Origin of the sequence: Inhella gelatinilytica (genome assembly GCF_016093295.1) — a bacterium.
In the GTDB taxonomy this organism is placed as follows: domain Bacteria; phylum Pseudomonadota; class Gammaproteobacteria; order Burkholderiales; family Burkholderiaceae_C; genus Inhella; species Inhella gelatinilytica.
In genome coordinates this window covers 573,943-590,944 of the sequence record NZ_JAEDAL010000001.1, presented here as the reverse complement: position 1 = coordinate 590,944, position 17,002 = coordinate 573,943, and the positions used below count along the sequence as shown (strand labels likewise).

The following is a 17,002-nucleotide window of genomic DNA, read 5'->3' as shown; positions in this document are numbered from 1 at the left end:
TGTGGGGTCAGGTCCGACTCAGTGGGTCACGCCGAGCTGTTTGTTGATCATCCATTGCTGGGCGATGGACAGCAGGTTGTTGACCAACCAGTACAGCACCAAGCCAGCCGGGAAGAAGAAGAACATGAAGCTGAACATCAGCGGCATGATCCACATCAGCTTGGCCTGCATGGGGTCCGGGGGCGCCGGTTGCAGCCACACCTGGAGCAGGCTGGAGGCCGTCATCAGGGCGGGCAGCACATACCAGGGGTCCTTGGCGGAGAGGTCGGTGATCCAGCCCAGCCAGGGCGCGTGGCGCATTTCCACGCTGGAGAGCAACACCCAGTACAGCGCGATGAAGAAGGGGATCTGCAGCAGCATGGGCAGGCAGCTGCCCAGCGGGTTGACCTTCTCCTCTTTGTAGAGGCGCATCATTTCCTGTTGCATTTGCTGCGGGTTGTCTTTGAGGCGCTCGCGCAGTTCCATGATGCGCGGGTTGACCTTCTTCATCTTGGCCATGCTCTTGTAAGCGCTGGCGTTCAGGCCGTAGAAGGCGATCTTCAGCAGCACCACCAGCAGCACGATGGCCCAGCCCCAGTTGCCCACCATCTTGTGGATTTGGTCGAGCAGCCAGAACAGGGGCTTGGCCAGGATGTGGAACCAGCCGTAGTCCTTGACCAGATCAAAACCGTGGGCCAATTGCGCCAGGTTCTTTTCTTCTTGCGGGCCGACGAAGAGCACGTCATCGGCCACCGCGGTGGCACCCGGTGCGATTTGGTTCAGGGGCACCAGCATGCCCACCGTGTACAGCCCGGGGGCAATGCGACGCGCGAAGAATTCCCGCGGCCCCGCGGTTTCACGCAGCCAGGCGCTGACGAAGAAGTGCTGGGCCATGGCCACCCAGCCGTCTTGGGCTTGGCGCTCGCCGTCGAAGGCCTTCTTGTCCAGGTCGCCGAACTCGACCTTGGTGTACTTAATCTTGTCGTGGTAAATCGCTGGGCCGGTGAAGGTGGCTGCGCCAAAGGACTGGGCCACGCCGCCGTCGAACTTGCTGCCATCGCGCTGCAATTGCAGGTAGAGACGGGGTTGCAGGGCCGTTTCGCTGACGTTTTGAACTTCGTGCCGAACCTTGATGGCATAGCTGCCGCGTTCCAGCGTGTAGGTCTTGACCAGTTTGAGACCACCCTGGGGCTCGGACTCAAAACGCAGGTTCAGTTGCTGCGCCCCCTCGGCCAGCTTGCGCTCGGTGGAGACCAAACGCAGGGCTGTCGTGTGGTTCGGCGCGCCGGCCACTTCCACCAGGCCGGTCTGGGCGGCGTAGTGGCGGCTGCGTTCCAGCACCTTCATGGGCGCACGCTCGGCGCTGTCATCGGCGTGCCCGAGCAACTCCACCTGCACCAAGCTGCCACCCAAGGTGTCGAACTGGGCGCGAACCCGGTCGGTCTCGATGGTCACGATGTCGCCGGCGACGGGGGCCGTGGGGGCGGGCGCGACAGAAGCTCCGGGGCCTGCTGCCGGATGGGTCGCTGGGTGGTTGGGCGGGGCCGAGGCCGGGGCGGCCGACGTGGCCACAGCCCCCCCAAACATCGAGGGGCGTCCGTTGTGGCGTTGCCAAGCATCCCACAGCAGAAGCAGGGAGAAGGTGAACACCACCCAAAGCACGGTGCGGCGAATGTCGGTCATGGTGAGGGGGGAGAGGAAAGCGTGGAAGAAGTCGGCTTGCCGAGGCGGCTGAACAGGCGAGGCGCCTGGTCCGGGACGGGGTCGTGCCCGCCCAAGCAAAAGGGATGGCAGCGCAAGATGCGCCGGGTGGCCAGATAAGTGCCAGCCAGCCCGCCGTGGCGGTCCAGGGCCTCGAGGGCGTAATGCGAACAGCTCGGGTGGTAACGGCAGCCCGCATTCACCCAGTGGCTAAACAGCAACTGATAGCCGCGCACCAAGGCGCGCAGCCCTTGTTTCAGCCAGCTGCCGGGGGTCATGACGGGCTCTCTGACGGCTGCGCGCGACGGCCTGTCTGCGCGCGGCGCCACAACGATAGCAAGTCGGCGTGCAGCGCCTGGCGCAACGCCTGGGAGTCGGCGCTGACAAACTGTTGGCGGTCGATGGGCGCCTTCAGACGCAACACCCAGAGCCCATGGGGAAGCGGGTCGGCGCCCGGCTCCGCAGGGGGGGGGGGCGCCAGCCAGTGTGCGAAGTCCTGCCGCCCCATCCGACGAATCAGATTGCGGGTAACCGCCCGTCGGGCCAGCCGTTTGGGGATCACAAAGCCCAACCAGTGCGTCGTGCCCGTGGACTCATCCACAACCCTGTGTGAATCCTGGGCGCAATCTGTGGATAAGTTGCGGGGGCCGGGTGCGGTGGGGCGCCCCAGGCAATGATGGAGCGCGAACCAATGCGAACGAGCGCGGCTGCGCTGTTGCAGCACGCGCTCGAAATCGACCGCTCGTTGCAGGCGGCCCAAGCGGGCGTCCATGGGTGATTCAGCGGCGTTGGCCGCTGGATCCAGTGTGGACGGGATTAGACGGCCAGACGCTTGCGGCCTTTGGCGCGGCGCGCGTTCAGCACGGCGCGACCGCCGCGGGACTTCATGCGCACCAAGAAGCCATGCGTACGGGCGCGACGGACTTTGGAGCCTTGATAAGTGCGTTTCATGGTGAATCACCTTCTGCGTCGTGGTCTGCACGCTGAAAACAGGGCACGGACGACGGGTTTGGGGGCGGCTCGGGGTGGGCCAGAACTCTCTGGCGCCCGGCAAGGCGGTCGATCAGCTTGCGCAAGGATCCGTCCGGATTTCAGAAGGTGCGCAGGCTAATCGGTCGCGTGTGGAGCCGACGAAAAGCCTGGGATTACACCAAGATTTGAACTGCCAGTCAAGTCTTGTGCTGGGGCCGGGCCCAGGGGTGGCTGTTTGGGTTTGCCTGTAAATTTGTGGATAACACTTGCCGATTGGGTCCCAAGGCCTAAAATCCAGGCTCGTAAAAAGAGACTTGTCCACAATGTCCGTTCAAGAATCGCCGATCCCGCTGGGTTCGGCTGCGGCTTCGTTGCCGCCAAGGTCTGCAGGGGAGAGCGGCGCGTCATCGACGTTGTGGCCGCAGGTCTGTGAACGTTTGGCCACTGAACTGCCCGAGCAGCAGTTCAACACCTGGATTCGTCCGTTAACACCCGCGGTGGCGGTGCGCGAGGACGCCGGCCTGAAATTGCGCCTGGCGGTGCCCAATCGATTCAAGTTGGACTGGATTCGGGCGCAGTACGCCCACCGAATTGAATCCTTGGCCGGTGAACTGGCCGCTGAGCCGGTGCGATTGGACTTGCATGTGGTGCTGGTGCGTGACACCCCCATTACTCGCCCGCCGGTGCCTGGAGCGGTGGGAGTGCCCGTGCCGGCTGCCGTAACGGTCACGCCCACGGGCGTCAAAGCGGTGCCCACCGGAACCTGGGCGGGCGGCGCTGCGACGGCGGCGTCCAATCGTCTGAACCCCGCCTTGACGTTTGACACCTTGGTCCCCGGCCGGGCCAACCAGATGGCCCGCACGGCGGCCCTGCATGTCGCGGGCGCTCCGGGGGCGATGTACAACCCGCTCTTCATCTATGGCGGTGTGGGTCTGGGGAAGACCCATTTGATGAATGCGGTGGGCAATCAGCTTTTGCAGGACAAACCGGACGCGCGGGTGCTCTACTTGCACGCGGAGCAGTTCATCACCGACGTGGTGAAAAACTATCAGCGCAAGACCTTTGATGAGCTCAAAGCCAAATACCACTCGCTGGACCTGCTGCTGATCGACGACGTGCAGTTCTTTGCAGGCAAGGAGCGCACCCAGGAAGAGTTTTTCAACGCTTTCGAGGCGCTGCTGGCCAAGAAGGCCCACATCATCATGACCTCGGACACCTACCCCAAGGGGCTGGTGGACATTGACGAGCGCTTGACCTCCCGCTTTGACTCGGGTCTGACCGTGGCGATTGAGCCGCCCGAGTTGGAAATGCGTGTGGCCATCTTGATGCGCAAGGCGGAGCAAGAAGGCACGCCCATGCCGGAAGACGTGGCGTTCTTCGTCGCCAAGAATGTGCGGGCAAACGTGCGAGAACTGGAAGGAGCGCTGCGCAAGGTGCTGGCCTATTCGCGCTTCAGTGGTAAAGACATCAACATCCAGTTGGCGCGCGAGGCGCTGAAGGATTTGCTGTCGATCCAGAACCGCCAGATCGGGGTCGAGAACATCCAGAAGACCGTGGCCGACTTCTACAAGATCAAGGTCGCGGACATGTACTCCAAGAAGCGCCCGGCCTCGATTGCCCGGCCGCGTCAGATTGCGATGTACTTGGCCAAGGAGCTGACCCAGAAGAGCCTGCCGGAGATTGGCGACCTCTTTGGGGGACGGGACCACACCACGGTCCTGCATGCCGTGCGCAAGATTGGCGGCGAACGCCAGAAGGACACCGAGCTGAACCAGCAGCTCCACGTGTTGGAGCAAACGCTCAAGGGTTGATCCGACCTAGCGCCGGGCCCCCGACACGCTGGCGGCCGAGGGCGGCGGTTCTGATTCGTGAGCACTGGGCGGAGGGCCCAGTGAGCCCGGGGGGGCGCCGGCCCACAGCTTTTGCAAGCGCGTCAACTCCAGGTCGTACCGCCGGTTCACGCGCCCCCGTTCGGCCGACTGCTGTTCCAAGAAGAGCTTCTGGGCCTCCGTGGCGGCGTCATTGGCGTCGAGCGCTTGCTTCAGTTTGGGGGGCAAGGTCTTTTTCTTGTAGAACTCGGCCTCGTCATCCAGACCTTTGCGCTCTTTGGCCAGCGAGGCCAGGCGTCGCTGGGTCACACCGGTGGCGGCGTCCAAGTCATCCAGCGCGGCGGCCCGCGCCAGATCGTGGGCTGCGCGATTCTTGAAACGGGCCATCAGGTTTCGGTCGTGACGAATGGCGTCGTCCAACGCGGCCTTCTTGGCCAAGAGTTCGCGCTGCAGAACTTCATCCGCCGCTTTTTCTTCCGGTGACTTGGCCGGGGCCACTTTGGCGCGCACGGTGCCGTCGCTGCGGTGCAGGGTCTGTTCGCGGCCTTGGCACTCGGGGATGGGGCGGTCTGAGGTCAGGCGCCGCCCGTCCGCGGTGACACAGCTGTAAATCTTGGGCCCCGCAGGCGTTGGGCTCGCGCTTTGGCCCCAGGCCGCCGTGCTGATCGCGGTCAGTGCCAGCGAAGCCTTCCACATCCATGCGAGGCGGCGGATCACGGCGGTCACACTCCGTAGCGCGCTCGGTAGGCCGCCACCTGCGTGGCATGTTCCGCCCAGTCCCCGCTGCTCTGCAAGAACCCGAGCAGATCCGACAAGCCGGCGATGGCCCAGACGGGCAGACCGAGTTCGCGCTGAACCCATTGCACGGCCGAGTGGGGCAGATCGACGCCGTTCTCAGCCGCCTTCTCTTGGCGGTCCAGCGCAATCACGACGGCCGCGGGGGTTGCGCCGGCCGTTTCAATCAATGCAATGGACTCGCGCACCGAGGTGCCGGCGCTGATGACGTCGTCAATGATCAGGACCCGCCCTCGCAACGGGGCGCCCACCAAGGTGCCGCCTTCGCCGTGGTCCTTGGCTTCCTTGCGGTTGTAGGCAAAGGGCTTGTTGTGACCCAGGCGCGCCAGTTCCATGGCCACCGCGGCCGCCAAGGTGATGCCCTTGTAGGCCGGTCCGAAGATCACATCGAACTCGTCCACATGGGGCAGCAGGCGCTGGGCATAGGCCGCGGCCAGGCGGCCAAGCTTGGCCCCGTCGTCAAACAGGCCTGCGTTGAAAAAATAGGGGCTCAGACGCCCGGCTTTGGTCTTGAATTCGCCAAAACGGAGCACACCGGCTTCGACGGCAAAGGCAACAAATTGTTGTGCGGAGGTGGTGGTCATGGCGTGAACGATTCTAGGCAGGGTCAAAGCGGCATCAATGAGGGGCTCACCCGGGGCCTGCAGCCCCGGGCAGCAAGCGTGCCAAATACCGCCCCGTGTGACTGTCGGGATGCAGGGCCACGGTTTCGGGCGGCCCGCAAACCAGCATCCGGCCGCCGCCGGCCCCGCCTTCGGGGCCCATGTCGATGATCCAGTCGGCCGTCTTGATGACGTCCAAATTGTGCTCAATCACCACGATGGTGTTGCCGGCGTCGCGCAATTGGTGCAACACCTTGAGCAGCAATTCAATGTCGGCAAAGTGCAGGCCGGTGGTGGGCTCGTCCAGGATGTACAAGGTGCGGCCCGTGTCGCGCTTGGACAGTTCGAGAGCCAACTTCACCCTTTGGGCTTCACCGCCTGACAGTGTGGTGGCGCTTTGGCCCAACTTGACGTAGCCCAAGCCCACATCCATCAAGGTTTGGAGCTTGCGTGCCAAGGCCGGCACCGCTTGGAAGTGGTGCAGGGCGGCCTCGACGGTCAATTCGAGGACGTCGGCAATCGAGAGCCCTTTGTAGAGCACCTCCAACGTTTCGCGGTTGTAGCGGCGGCCCTGGCAGGCGTCGCAGGGCACGTACACGTCGGGTAGAAAGTGCATCTCGACCTTCAGCACCCCATCACCTTGGCAACTCTCGCACCGCCCGCCCGCTACGTTGAAGCTGAAGCGCCCCGCCCCGTAGCCGCGCTCGCGGGCGGTGGGCACTTCGGCGAAGAGTTCACGCATGGGCGTGAACAGGCCGGTGTAGGTGGCCGGATTGCTGCGTGGGGTCCGGCCGATGGGGCTTTGATCGACGTTGATGACCTTGTCGAACAACTCCATCCCTTCGAGCAAATCAAAGGGGGCGGGCTCGGCGTGCGCCCCATACAGCTTTTTGGCGACGGCGGCATACAGCGTGTCATTCACCAAGGTGCTTTTGCCGGAGCCGGAGACACCGGTCACACAAGTCAGCAGGCCGACTGGGAATTCGGCGGTCACGCCCTGCAAATTGTTGCCACGGGCGTTGTTCACCACCAGTTTGTCGGGGCCGAAGGGTCGGCGCTCTTTGGGCACGGCAATGCGGCGTGCTCCGCTGAGAAACTGCCCCGTGACCGAGTCCGGATGGGCGGCTACGACGGCGGGCGAGCCCTGAGCCAGCACGCGACCACCATGGACCCCTGCGCCGGGTCCCAAATCGAGCACGTGGTCAGCAGCCAGGATGGCGTCTTCGTCATGCTCCACGACGATCACCGTGTTGCCCAAGTCGCGCAGGCGCTTGAGCGTCGCAATGAGGCGGTCGTTGTCGCGCTGATGCAGGCCGATGCTGGGCTCATCCAGCACATACATCACGCCCGTTAGCCCCGAGCCAATTTGGGACGCGAGGCGGATGCGTTGGGCTTCGCCGCCGGACAGTGTTTCGGCGCTGCGCTCCAAATTCAAGTACGACAAGCCCACATCATTCAAGAAACGCAAGCGGGAGTGAATTTCCCGCAGTACTTTGGCGCCAATCTCCGCCTTGGCCCCCTTCAGGCGCAGGCCCTCGATGTAGGTCTGCGCATCCGCCAGGGTGAGGCGTTCGATTTCTGTAATCGTGAGCCCTTTGTCCTCGGGGCGGTCGGCGCAGTGCAAGTGGACGTTGCGGGCTTCTCGACGCAGTCGCGTCCCCCGGCAATCGGGACAGGGCTGGGCGCATTGGTAGCGAGCCAAGTCTTCGCGAACGGCTGTGCTGTCGGTCTCTTTGTAGCGACGTTGCAGGTTGGTCAAGATGCCTTCGAATGGATGGCTGCGCTTGACGGTGCGTTTGCGCCCCGTGGCCGATTCACTGACGTAGCTGAACTCAATGTCTTGATCCCCGGAGCCGTGGAGCAGCACGGCTCGATGATCGGGCGCCAAGTCCTCAAAGGCGGTCTCAATGTCAAAACCGTAGTGCTGGGCCACGCCCTCCAGCAGACCGAACGTGTAGGGGTTGCGTCGATCCCACCCTTTGATGGCGCCGCTGGCCAAACTGAGCGAGGGAAAGGCCACGACCCGTGCGGCGTCGAAGCCCAAAACATGGCCGATGCCTTCGCACGCCGGGCAGGCGCCCACAGGCGAATTGAAGCTAAACAGGCGGGGCTCCAACTCGGCCAGCGCATAACTGCACACCGGACAGGCGAATTTGCTGGAAAACAGCAACTCTTCGCCCGAGTCCATGTCCAACGCCAGCGCCCGCCCGTCGGCCAGGCGCAGGGCGGTTTCAAAGCTTTCGGCCAAACGCTGACGCAGGCTACCGGGTTCGGCTGGGAGCTTGACCCGATCCACCACGACGTCGATGTCGTGCTTCTCGGTCTTTTTGAGTGCGGGCAATTCGGTTGATTCCAGCACCTGCCCATCGATCCGAAAGCGCACAAAGCCTTGCGCCACGAGGCCTTGCAAGTCTTGTGCGAACTCCCCCTTCTTTTCCCGCGCCAGCGGTGCCATCAGCATGAACTTGCTGCCTTGGGGGCGGGTCAGCAAGGTGTCGACCATTTGACTGATGGGCTGGGCCTCCAGCGCCAACCCGTGATCGGGGCAATACGGGGTGCCTGCCCGTGCGAACAGCAACCGCAAATGGTCATGGATCTCGGTGACCGTGCCCACGGTGGATCGCGGGTTGTGGCTGGTCGCCTTTTGCTCGATGGCAATGGCGGGCGAGAGACCCTCGATCACATCGACCTCGGGCTTGTCCATCAACTGCAGGAACTGGCGGGCGTAAGCAGACAGGGACTCGACGTAGCGCCGCTGCCCTTCTGCATAGAGCGTGTCAAAGGCGAGGCTGGACTTGCCTGAACCCGACAGCCCGGTGATGACCACCAAGCTGTTTTTGGGCAGGTCCACATCGATGGCCTTGAGGTTGTGAGTGCGCGCGCCGCGCACGCGGATCCAAGCCGAATCGCTGGTCATCGCCGTGCTCTCCCGAGAACCGGGCATCATAGAGGGCTGAGCAATGCGGGAGACTTGCATGGGCAAGCGTGGTTTGTGGGGCAGCGCAACGGTTTTGGCTCTGGTGGCCTGCGGGGGCGGGGGGAGCAGCACCCCACCCGCCCCACCTCCGCCGCCGCCGCCCACCGTGGGCAGCAGCTGTGATGGCACCGTGCAGGCGCGGTGGGATGCCGAACCGCTGGTGGTGGGCCGCAGCACGGAAGTTCACTTGGTGTCCTGCGGGGCGGTTCTGGATCAAATCCAGTGGACGCAGACCGCTGGAGCGACGCTGGATTTGATTTCGTCCCGTTCGCAGTCGCTCAGTGTGACGCCGACGACCGCGGGCAGCGTGGGCCTGCAGGTCCGATTCCGCACGCCCGATGGAACGGTTCGAACGGGGACGACCACGCTTGCGATCGCGCCAAATGACCTGCCGCGCGGGGTGTTGACGCGGGGTGACCCGAGCGTGTGGTCCGGCGTGCAGTTTTCGGTGCGGGCGTGGGCGCAGGGGTACACCAGCAGCGAACTCGCCGGCAGCACGATTCGGTGGAGTCAGGTCAGTGGTCCCACGGTGGACCTGTCCACCGGCAATGATCTGGTGCGTGTGGTCTTGAAAGCTCCGGAAGTGGCACAGGACTCCCTGCTGGTGCTGCGTGCCACCATCAAGCTCGCCAGCGGAGCAGAGGTCAGTGATGACTTCCGCATGCTGGTTCAGCCCCAGCCCAACCGGGCGGCCGCGCCCTTGTTTGATACCGGGACCCCGTCTTCGCGCGTGGTCCCGTACCTTGAAAGCGGGCCCCATGCGGCGGCGCTCTCGCGGTGCATCTACAACCCCAGCCTCAGCGCCAACCCCAACAACCTGTGTGCCCTGCGCGACTTGCCGCTGCTCGGCCAGGCGGGGGCAGTCCCCACGATTGAGCAGGTGATGCAGCGGGTGTTGGTGTCCCATGATTGGATGGGCCAGGTGTTTGAGCGCTTTTTGCGGGAGCAAGACCCGCAAGGGGATGTGCGGCGCATGTTGGCCTCCACCACGGCGGTGGTGCTGGGCAACCGCGTGCGGCCTTCGTTTTACTGGAGTGCCACGGGCGCGATTTACATCGATGCTGCCTATTTGTGGATGACGCCCGAGCAGCGGGATACGCTGAGCGAAGCGGCGGATCCGCGGGCTGCCAATGGCCCCAACCTGCAGTACACCGTGCCGTGGCGCTATGTCCTGAACAACGATTACCCGACGCCCTCCCGCCCGATCAGTGCCCGGGGCAGCCGCCCGCTGGAGGAAATGCGCTACGACCTCTCGCGGCTGATGTACCACGAGTTGGCCCATGCGGGCGACTTCTTACCGCCGCGAACGCACACCAGTCTGGACAGCAGCTTGCTGGTCTACCAAGCGGTGACCAGTCAGACTGCGTCCGTCAAGTTGCAAGCGCAGTTGCCCTTCTTCTCGCAGGTCATGGTGGACTTGGGGCGGGTGCTCTTTTACGGTGTTACGGCTACCGCGCAACAAAACGCGATGACACCGGGTGACGTGGCGGCCCTTTTTGCTGCGGATCGCGTGACGTCGGATTACAGCTACTCGCTGGCTCCGGGCCAGACCGTGCCGCGCGAGGATGCGGCCATGCTGGTTGAAGAGGCCTTGATGCAATTGCGCTACGGGGTGCTGCGGGATGTGGCCATCACGAACAAGTTCCGCGACGGCATGTCCTCAGCCGACCTCATCGTGACCTGGGGTCAACGGGGTCGTATTGGGGAGGCCAGCATTCGCCCCCGGTTGAAGTTGGTGCTGGATGACATCATGCCCTGGATCACCCAGGCGGACATCGACCGGCTGGCCACGCCTCTTCCCATGCGAGCGGGGCAGAGTTGGGGGGCCAATTTGGTGCTGAGCGGACCCAGCATGGGGGTGATGAGCGCGGCGCAGCGGGCCCGGGAAGATGAGCTGCAAGTGGAGCGGCTGCGCCGACCGGCGTTGCACTGACCCCCTGGGGTGGACCCGCAGTGCGCGGGTCCCCACTTGACGCAGAATCAGATGGTGATTCGCCCTGGAGCGGAATGACCGCATGCTCAAGCGATATTCGCTTTCACTTCGACAGCTGATCTTGATCGCCGTGGCGGTGGGCATCGCCACGCCTGCGATCCTGGTACTGATGTTTTCCGACACCATCGTGCGGCGGAGCGTGGAGCCGATCTTGGATGGTCAGCGGCGCGCGGTGTTGAACCTCGGGGTGATTTCTTTGATCGACCCGCTGTGGGTGTTGGACCCGCAGGCGACAGAACGCGCCCTGGATCAGCTGTTGTCGGATGAGAGCGTCTGCGCGGTCACGATGCTGGAAGACCGTCCGGGGGCCAAACCCGTGCGGCGGGCGGACAAGAGCACGGAGTGTGACGACGGCAAACACATGCGGCAGATGTCGGTCCCGATCAAGCGCGAGGGGGTGGCGCTGGGCACGCTGACCGTTGACTTTGACGACGGCGAAACGGATCGCTTGCTGCGCGAGCGGCAGCAGCAAATCGCCTTCATCGTCGGGCTGCAGGTCGTGTTGGGCGGCGCGGTCATCCTGCTGGTGCTGTACTGGCGCTTGGTTCGGCCCATTGAAGCGCTCAAGCGCCATGCCAGTGCCATCGCTTCGCGCGAACCCCACCTGGTGGTGGACTGGCACCGTGGCGACGAGCTGGGGGAATTGGGGGAGCACCTGAACCACGCGGGGCAGCAGATCGATGGGCTTTTGGCCGACATGGAGGCCAAGAACACGCAGTTGCGCCAAATGGCGATGTACGACCATCTGACCCAGCTGCCCAACCGCACGCTGTTCCGAGAGGTTTTCACCCACGAAGCGGCCTTTGCTCGACGCAATCAGCAGCGGTTGGCCCTGCTGTTTGTGGATCTGGATCGCTTCAAAAACATCAACGACACGCTGGGCCACGCGGCTGGCGACCGGCTCTTGCTTGCGGTGAGCGAGCGGCTGCGTGCCGCGGTTCGGGGCTCGGATTTGGTCTGCCGAATCAGTGGTGACGAATTCCTGCTGCTGCTTCGCGAGGCGTCGTCTGTGGAATCGGTCCAACTCGTCGCGCAGCGTCTGTTGGCCTCACTGTCTGAAGGACAGGAGGTCGCGGAAGGCCAGTTGGCCGCCGTGTCCGCCAGTGTGGGCATCGCCTTGTTCCCTGAGGACGGGGAGAATTTTGACGAACTGGTTCGCCATGCCGATATGGCGATGTACCGGGCCAAGCAGACCGGGCGCGCCAGCTACAGCTTTTACCAAGCGGACATGGACGTGGAACTGGCGGCGCGCTTGGAAATGGAGCGCGAGTTGGTGGAAGCCATCCGCAGTGGCCAGTTGGTGTTGCACTATCAGCCCATCGTCGACGGACGCACCGGCGCGGTTGCCTCGGTCGAGTCGCTGGTGCGCTGGCAGCACCCGCAGCGGGGTCTGCAGTATCCGGGCTCGTTTATTCCCGTGGCTGAGGACAGCGGGTTGATCCGCGAGATCGGCCTGTGGACGCTGGAGGCGGCATGCCAGCAGTTGGCCCGTTGGAAGACGCTGGGCCGCCACCCGGGCTCCATCGCCGTCAACCTGTCGGCCATCAATTTCAAAGACAGTGCGCTGATTGATCAACTCACGGAGCTGATCCAAGCCTATGGCGTGGGCAAAGGCGAGCTCACCATTGAGCTCACCGAAAGTACGGTGATGACCGACACGGAGGCGTCGCTGAAGACCATTCAGGCGCTGCGAGGGTTGGGGGTTTCGCTGGCGGTGGACGATTTCGGCACGGGGTACTCGTCCCTGGCCTATCTGAAGGTGTTGCGGCCCCGCCGGCTCAAGATCGACCGCAGCTTTGTGCGTGATTTGCCGGACGATCCCGACGACTGCGTGCTGGTCAAAGCGGTGCTCGGTTTGGCCGAGGCGTTGGACATTGATGTGGTGGCCGAGGGGGTGGAAACCGAGGCGCAGCGAGACTTCTTGCTGCAGGCCAAATGTGTGCAGCAGCAGGGGTACTTGCACGCCAAGCCCATGCCGCCCGAGCAGATCGGCGGCTTGCTGCGCACCTGGCCCTAATGGATGCGGCCCCGGCCCGGGGCCCGCCGCCTACACTTCCCGCCATGGACTTGCCCCTTCTCCACAACCCCGCAACGGGGGCCTCTCGTGCGCACATCTTGCTGGTGCACGGGTTGGGAGAGCACCAAGGGCGTTACGACGAAGTGGTCCGGCGCCTGAACTTCTGGGGGTTTGGTTGCTGGCGGTATGACCAGCGGGGCCATGGCCAGGCCCCCGGACGGCGCGGCGACGCACCTCAGGTTCACACCTTGCTTGCGGATTTGGCTCAAGCGATTGATCGCGTGCGCGCTCAAACCCTGGGCCTGCCCCTGGTGCTGCTGGGCCACAGCCTGGGAGGCCTGGTGGCGGCCCGAACGGTGGCCGGTGCGTTGCGCGGTGAACCCTTTGGTCGGGTCCCGGACGCGTTGGTATTGAGCTCGCCAGCCTTGGATCCCGGCATGACGAGCGGCCAGCGGGCCTTGTTGGCACTGGGCCGACGCTTGTTTCCGCACTTGGCGGTGAGCAATGGATTGCAGCCGGCTTGGATCAGCCGGGATCCGGCGGTGGTTCAGGCTTACGTCCAGGACCCGCAGGTTCACGATCGCGTCACCGCCACGGTGGCGGCCCTTGTGGCCGATGGTGGGGCCGAGGTGATCGACGACGCCGCGCGCTGGCAGGTGCCGACGCTGCTGATGTGGGCGGGGGCGGACCGCTGCGTGACCCCGCAAGGCAGCGCCCGCTTCGCCGCCGCCGCACCCTCCGATCGAGTGACCCAGCGCTGCTTTGATGGCCTGTTTCACGAACTTTTCAATGAACCCGAGCACGAGCAGGTTTTTGCTTTGCTGCGCGACTGGTTAAACGAACGCTTTCCATCATGAACACTGAGACCTTGGCGACCAGTGCCGATTTGGCCCAAACCTGTAACGAAATGTGGGATGCCCACATCCTGCCGGCCCTGCAGGACTACATCGCCATCCCGGCCAAGAGTCCCATGTTCGACAGCGCATGGGCGGACAACGGCCACATCGAACGTGTGGTTCGCGACGCCGCGGCTTGGGTGGAGCGCCAAGGGGCCGTGCTGCAGGGGCTGACCTTGGAGGTGGTGCGTGCGCCTGGCCGCACGCCCGTCATCGTGTTTGAATTGCCGGCCACCAAGCCGGGCTCCACCGACACGGTGCTGCTGTATGGCCATTTGGACAAACAGCCGGAGTTCAGCGGCTGGCGCAATGATCTCGGCCCGTGGACCCCCAAGTTGGTGGACGGCAAGCTCTACGGGCGCGGAGGGGCGGACGACGGCTATGCCATCTATGCCAGCCTGACGGCGCTGATTGCGTTGGACAAGGCCGGCATTCCGCGACCACGCTGTGTGGGGTTGATCGAAACCTGTGAAGAGAGCGGTAGCTTTGACTTGCCCGCTTACATCGACCTCCTCAAGCCCCGCATGGGCAATGTGAGTCTGGTGGTCTGCCTGGACAGCGGCGCGGGTGACTACGAGCAACTCTGGCTCACCACGTCCCTGCGTGGCAATGTCACCGGGACGCTCAAGGTTGAGGTGCTGGCCGAGGGCGTTCACAGCGGGGATGCCAGCGGCATCGTGCCCTCGAGTTTCCGCATCATGCGCCAACTCTTGGATCGCCTGGAAGATGCCCGGACTGGCGCGCTGCTTCCCGAAGACTTCCACTGCCCCATTCCCGAGGTGCGTGTTCAGCAGGCGCGCGATACCGCGGCGGTCTTGGGTGAAGCCGTGTACAAGCGGCTCCCCTGGGCGTGTGGGGCGGACGGGGGGGCGGTGCTGCCCATGAGCGAGGATCCGGCCCAGGTCCTCATCAATGGCACGTGGAAGCCCACGCTCAGTGTGACGGGGGTGGATGGCATGCCGCCGTTGGCCAACGCGGGCAATGTGCTGCGTCCATACACCTCGTTCAAATTGAGTTTGCGCCTGCCGCCGCTGGTCGATGGCAATGCAGCCGCCTTGCGTCTCAAGGCCCTGCTGGAGGACAACGCCCCCTACAACGCCCGGGTCACATTCGAACCGGATGGACGTATGGGCGCGTATGGCGCGACGGGCTGGAACACGCCGGATCTCCAGCCGTGGCTGACCCAGGCGCTGGACGCGGCCAGCCGGGCCCAGTTTGGTCGCCCGGTGGGATTCGTCGGGCAAGGCGGCACCATCCCCCTCATGAATCTGCTGCAACAAGGTTTTCCGGCGGCCCAAATGATGGTGTGTGGTGTGTTGGGGCCCAAGAGCAATGCCCACGGTCCCAATGAGTTCCTGCACGTGGATTACGCCAAACGCTTGACCGCCACGGTGGCGCAAGTGATCGCGGCCCACCCCTGATGAAGCTGTGTATCGTCACTGGCGCGTCGCGCGGCCTGGGAGCCGCGCTGGCGGAGCAGTTGATGAACCGGGGTGACCGCGTCCTGGGCATCGCGCGGCACCACAACCTGGCGCTGGCGATGGGCGGTCACGAGTCCTGGACGGCTGACTTGGCCCAGCCGCAGCCCGTGGCGGAGCGACTGCAGTCCTGGCTCAGCCGCCAAGGCCCGGGGGCCTTTGAGGGGGCGCTGCTCATCAACAATGTGGGCGTCATCACGCCGCCCGGTCCGGTTCAGGCGGTCGGACTGGGCGCGCTCAGCAGCGCGTTGCGAGTGGGGTTGGAGTCCACGTTGTTGCTGTCGGCAGCCTTCTTGGCGGCCACCGACAGTTGGTGCTTGCCCCGGCAGATCCTCAATATCTCGTCGGGGTTGGGTCGCCGGGCCATGGCGGGCGCCGCGCCCTACTGTGCGGCAAAGGCGGGCATGGATCACCTCAGTCGAGCCATGGCGCTGGACGAAGCCAACAAGTCCCATGGTGCCCGCATCTGTTCGATCGCGCCGGGCATCATCGATACCGACATGCAAGGTCAACTGCGCAGCGGAGACCCGAGCCAGTTTCCCGATCAACCGCGCTTTGCGGCTTTCAAGTCGGAAGGACAGTTGGACAGCCCTGCCGACTGCGCTGCCAAATTGCTGGCATTTCTGGCGCGGCCCGAATTTGGCGTGGAGCCGGTCGCCGATATCCGCTCGGTTTGATCAGCGCAAGGTGAAGCCGTCGGTGGTGAGCCCGGGGCGCAGGGCGTCCAGCAGGGGCACCAGGGGGGCGAGCTCACGGTAGCGGGTGGCCGTCTTGATGGCGTAGGCGAAGAACCGGGGCAAATCCTGGGCGTACTGCGCCTTGCCATCGCGAATCTTCAGGCGATTGAAGAGGCCCAAGATCTTGAGGTGACGCTGCAAGCCGCACCATTCCATGGCGCGCCAGCACAAGCCAAAGTCGTCATCCCAAGGCAGGCCAGCTTTTCGCGCACGTTCCCAATACCGAATCGCCCAGTCCAGTTCCTGCTCTTCGTCCCAGCTGTGAAAAGCATCGCGGAGCAAGGAGATCACGTCGTAGGCCAGGGGGCCGTGCACGGCATCTTGGAAGTCCAGCAGGCCCAGGGCCCCGCCGGGTGTCGCTGGCGCCATCAAATTGCGGGGCATGAAGTCCCGATAGACAAAGCCTTGCGGTAGCGCCGCAAATGCACCCACCAAGGCGTCGCACACGCGCGCCCAGAGTTGGCTCTCCCGTGGGCCCCAGGTGACCCCGTGCGCTGCCTGCACGCACCATTGTGGAAACAGCGCCAGCTCGCGCCGCACCGTGGCCTCGTCGTAGGCCGGCAGCTCTGCGCTCGGAACCCGGGTTTGCAATTCCACCAAGGTGGCGAGCGCGTCGCGCATCAAGCCATCCGCTTCGGCTGCTGAGGCAGTTTGCAAGACGGGCAGACAGGTGGTGGGCCCCAAGTCCTCCAACAACAAGAAGCCCTGTGCCAGGTTCTGGGCATGGCGCTGCGGCGCGCGCAGGCCTGCGCCCAGCAGCCGGTCTTGAATGTCAATAAACGCGGGCAACTGGTTGTGCTCGGGGGGGGCATCCATCACGATGCGACTGCCTGTGTTCCCTTGAAGGCGCCAGTACCGGCGCGGGCTGGCATCGGACGCCGCGACGGTGAGGGAGTCGAGATGGAGGCCGGCATCCAAGGCGGACAACCACTCGCGCAACTCGGTTTCGCGGGCGGGAGAGAACCAAACAGTGGCGGTCATGAAGTGGGGACAAACGGCCCCGAAGTGGGGCTGGAATAATCCATT

Annotated in this window: 14 protein-coding genes; 6 read left to right on the top strand and 8 right to left on the bottom strand. The window is 64.3% G+C overall.

Translation table 11 applies throughout. The annotated features are described in order from the left end of the window. Window positions 1-18 precede the first annotated feature (18 nt). Genes yidC through rpmH form a run of 4 tightly spaced genes read right to left on the bottom strand, consistent with a single transcriptional unit; the run spans window position 19 to window position 2,631 of the window. The gene (gene yidC, locus I7X43_RS02760) at window positions 19-1,662 is read right to left on the bottom strand and encodes a membrane protein insertase YidC (protein WP_198099360.1); all 1,644 of its coding nucleotides are present in this window, start codon (window positions 1,660-1,662) and stop codon (window positions 19-21) included. Next, window positions 1,659-1,958: a membrane protein insertion efficiency factor YidD gene (gene yidD / locus I7X43_RS02755; protein WP_198099359.1), complete on the bottom strand. Its 300-nt coding sequence runs from the start codon at window positions 1,956-1,958 to the stop codon at window positions 1,659-1,661. Before yidD ends, yidC begins: the two co-directional genes overlap by 4 nt. Then, entirely contained in the window at window positions 1,955-2,452 is a 498-nt protein-coding gene (locus tag I7X43_RS02750; protein WP_198099358.1) for a ribonuclease P protein component, read from the bottom strand. Before I7X43_RS02750 ends, yidD begins: the two co-directional genes overlap by 4 nt. A 44-nt stretch (window positions 2,453-2,496) precedes the next feature. Next, window positions 2,497-2,631, bottom strand: a complete 135-nt coding sequence (gene rpmH, locus I7X43_RS02745) for a 50S ribosomal protein L34 (protein ID WP_198099357.1) — start codon at window positions 2,629-2,631, stop codon at window positions 2,497-2,499. Window positions 2,632-2,975: 344 nt separating this feature from the next. Here rpmH and dnaA point away from each other — a divergent pair, with 344 nt between their 5' ends. Continuing rightward, window positions 2,976-4,463, top strand: a complete 1,488-nt coding sequence (gene dnaA / locus I7X43_RS02740) for a chromosomal replication initiator protein DnaA (protein ID WP_198099356.1) — start codon at window positions 2,976-2,978, stop codon at window positions 4,461-4,463. Window positions 4,464-4,469: 6 nt separating this feature from the next. On the opposite strand, the gene I7X43_RS02735 is transcribed toward dnaA, so the two are convergent. Genes I7X43_RS02735 through uvrA form a run of 3 tightly spaced genes read right to left on the bottom strand, consistent with a single transcriptional unit; the run spans window position 4,470 to window position 8,822 of the window. After that, on the bottom strand, window positions 4,470-5,198 hold the full coding sequence (locus I7X43_RS02735; RefSeq protein WP_198099355.1) for a DUF4124 domain-containing protein: 729 nt from the start codon (window positions 5,196-5,198) through the stop codon (window positions 4,470-4,472). 5 nt (window positions 5,199-5,203) lie between these two features. After that, a complete protein-coding gene (pyrE, locus tag I7X43_RS02730) occupies window positions 5,204-5,860 on the bottom strand; it encodes an orotate phosphoribosyltransferase (RefSeq protein WP_198099354.1) in 657 nt (218 codons plus the stop codon). Window positions 5,861-5,906: 46 nt separating this feature from the next. After that, a complete protein-coding gene (uvrA, locus tag I7X43_RS02725) occupies window positions 5,907-8,822 on the bottom strand; it encodes an excinuclease ABC subunit UvrA (RefSeq protein ID WP_198099781.1) in 2,916 nt (971 codons plus the stop codon). A gap of 31 nt (window positions 8,823-8,853) precedes the next feature. Here uvrA and I7X43_RS02720 point away from each other — a divergent pair, with 31 nt between their 5' ends. From I7X43_RS02720 to I7X43_RS02700, 5 genes are all read left to right on the top strand, one after another. Next, window positions 8,854-10,788, top strand: coding sequence for a hypothetical protein (locus tag I7X43_RS02720; RefSeq protein ID WP_198099353.1), 1,935 nt, complete (start codon window positions 8,854-8,856; stop codon window positions 10,786-10,788). A gap of 82 nt (window positions 10,789-10,870) precedes the next feature. Next, the gene (locus I7X43_RS02715) at window positions 10,871-12,865 is read left to right on the top strand and encodes a putative bifunctional diguanylate cyclase/phosphodiesterase (RefSeq protein ID WP_198099352.1); all 1,995 of its coding nucleotides are present in this window, start codon (window positions 10,871-10,873) and stop codon (window positions 12,863-12,865) included. A 44-nt stretch (window positions 12,866-12,909) separates the two neighbouring features. Continuing rightward, the gene (locus I7X43_RS02710) at window positions 12,910-13,722 is read left to right on the top strand and encodes an alpha/beta hydrolase (protein ID WP_198099351.1); all 813 of its coding nucleotides are present in this window, start codon (window positions 12,910-12,912) and stop codon (window positions 13,720-13,722) included. Further along, the gene (locus I7X43_RS02705; RefSeq protein WP_198099350.1) at window positions 13,719-15,182 is read left to right on the top strand and encodes a M20/M25/M40 family metallo-hydrolase; all 1,464 of its coding nucleotides are present in this window, start codon (window positions 13,719-13,721) and stop codon (window positions 15,180-15,182) included. The genes I7X43_RS02710 and I7X43_RS02705 overlap by 4 nt, the downstream gene beginning before the upstream one ends. Beyond that, a complete protein-coding gene (locus I7X43_RS02700; protein ID WP_198099349.1) occupies window positions 15,182-15,916 on the top strand; it encodes an SDR family NAD(P)-dependent oxidoreductase in 735 nt (244 codons plus the stop codon). The genes I7X43_RS02705 and I7X43_RS02700 overlap by 1 nt, the downstream gene beginning before the upstream one ends. On the opposite strand, the gene I7X43_RS02695 is transcribed toward I7X43_RS02700, so the two are convergent. Continuing rightward, complete coding sequence (locus I7X43_RS02695; protein WP_198099348.1) at window positions 15,917-16,957, bottom strand: aminoglycoside phosphotransferase family protein; 1,041 nt, start codon at window positions 16,955-16,957, stop codon at window positions 15,917-15,919. It abuts the gene before it with no gap. Between the last annotated feature and the right edge of the window lie 45 nt (window positions 16,958-17,002).

What these genes read in the sequence shown, in the direction of transcription:
- I7X43_RS02750 (WP_198099358.1), bottom strand. Translation starts at nt 2,452, where the DNA reads ATGGACGCCCGCTTGGGCCGCCTGCAACGAGCGGTCGATTTCGAGCGC.
- I7X43_RS02720 (WP_198099353.1), top strand. Translation starts at nt 8,854, where the DNA reads ATGGGCAAGCGTGGTTTGTGGGGCAGCGCAACGGTTTTGGCTCTGGTG.
- I7X43_RS02710 (WP_198099351.1), top strand. Translation starts at nt 12,910, where the DNA reads ATGGACTTGCCCCTTCTCCACAACCCCGCAACGGGGGCCTCTCGTGCG.
- uvrA (WP_198099781.1), bottom strand. Translation starts at nt 8,822, where the DNA reads ATGCCCGGTTCTCGGGAGAGCACGGCGATGACCAGCGATTCGGCTTGG.
- dnaA (WP_198099356.1), top strand. Translation starts at nt 2,976, where the DNA reads ATGTCCGTTCAAGAATCGCCGATCCCGCTGGGTTCGGCTGCGGCTTCG.
- I7X43_RS02705 (WP_198099350.1), top strand. Translation starts at nt 13,719, where the DNA reads ATGAACACTGAGACCTTGGCGACCAGTGCCGATTTGGCCCAAACCTGT.
- I7X43_RS02715 (WP_198099352.1), top strand. Translation starts at nt 10,871, where the DNA reads ATGCTCAAGCGATATTCGCTTTCACTTCGACAGCTGATCTTGATCGCC.
- pyrE (WP_198099354.1), bottom strand. Translation starts at nt 5,860, where the DNA reads ATGACCACCACCTCCGCACAACAATTTGTTGCCTTTGCCGTCGAAGCC.
- yidC (WP_198099360.1), bottom strand. Translation starts at nt 1,662, where the DNA reads ATGACCGACATTCGCCGCACCGTGCTTTGGGTGGTGTTCACCTTCTCC.
- yidD (WP_198099359.1), bottom strand. Translation starts at nt 1,958, where the DNA reads ATGACCCCCGGCAGCTGGCTGAAACAAGGGCTGCGCGCCTTGGTGCGC.
- I7X43_RS02695 (WP_198099348.1), bottom strand. Translation starts at nt 16,957, where the DNA reads ATGACCGCCACTGTTTGGTTCTCTCCCGCCCGCGAAACCGAGTTGCGC.
- rpmH (WP_198099357.1), bottom strand. Translation starts at nt 2,631, where the DNA reads ATGAAACGCACTTATCAAGGCTCCAAAGTCCGTCGCGCCCGTACGCAT.
- I7X43_RS02700 (WP_198099349.1), top strand. Translation starts at nt 15,182, where the DNA reads ATGAAGCTGTGTATCGTCACTGGCGCGTCGCGCGGCCTGGGAGCCGCG.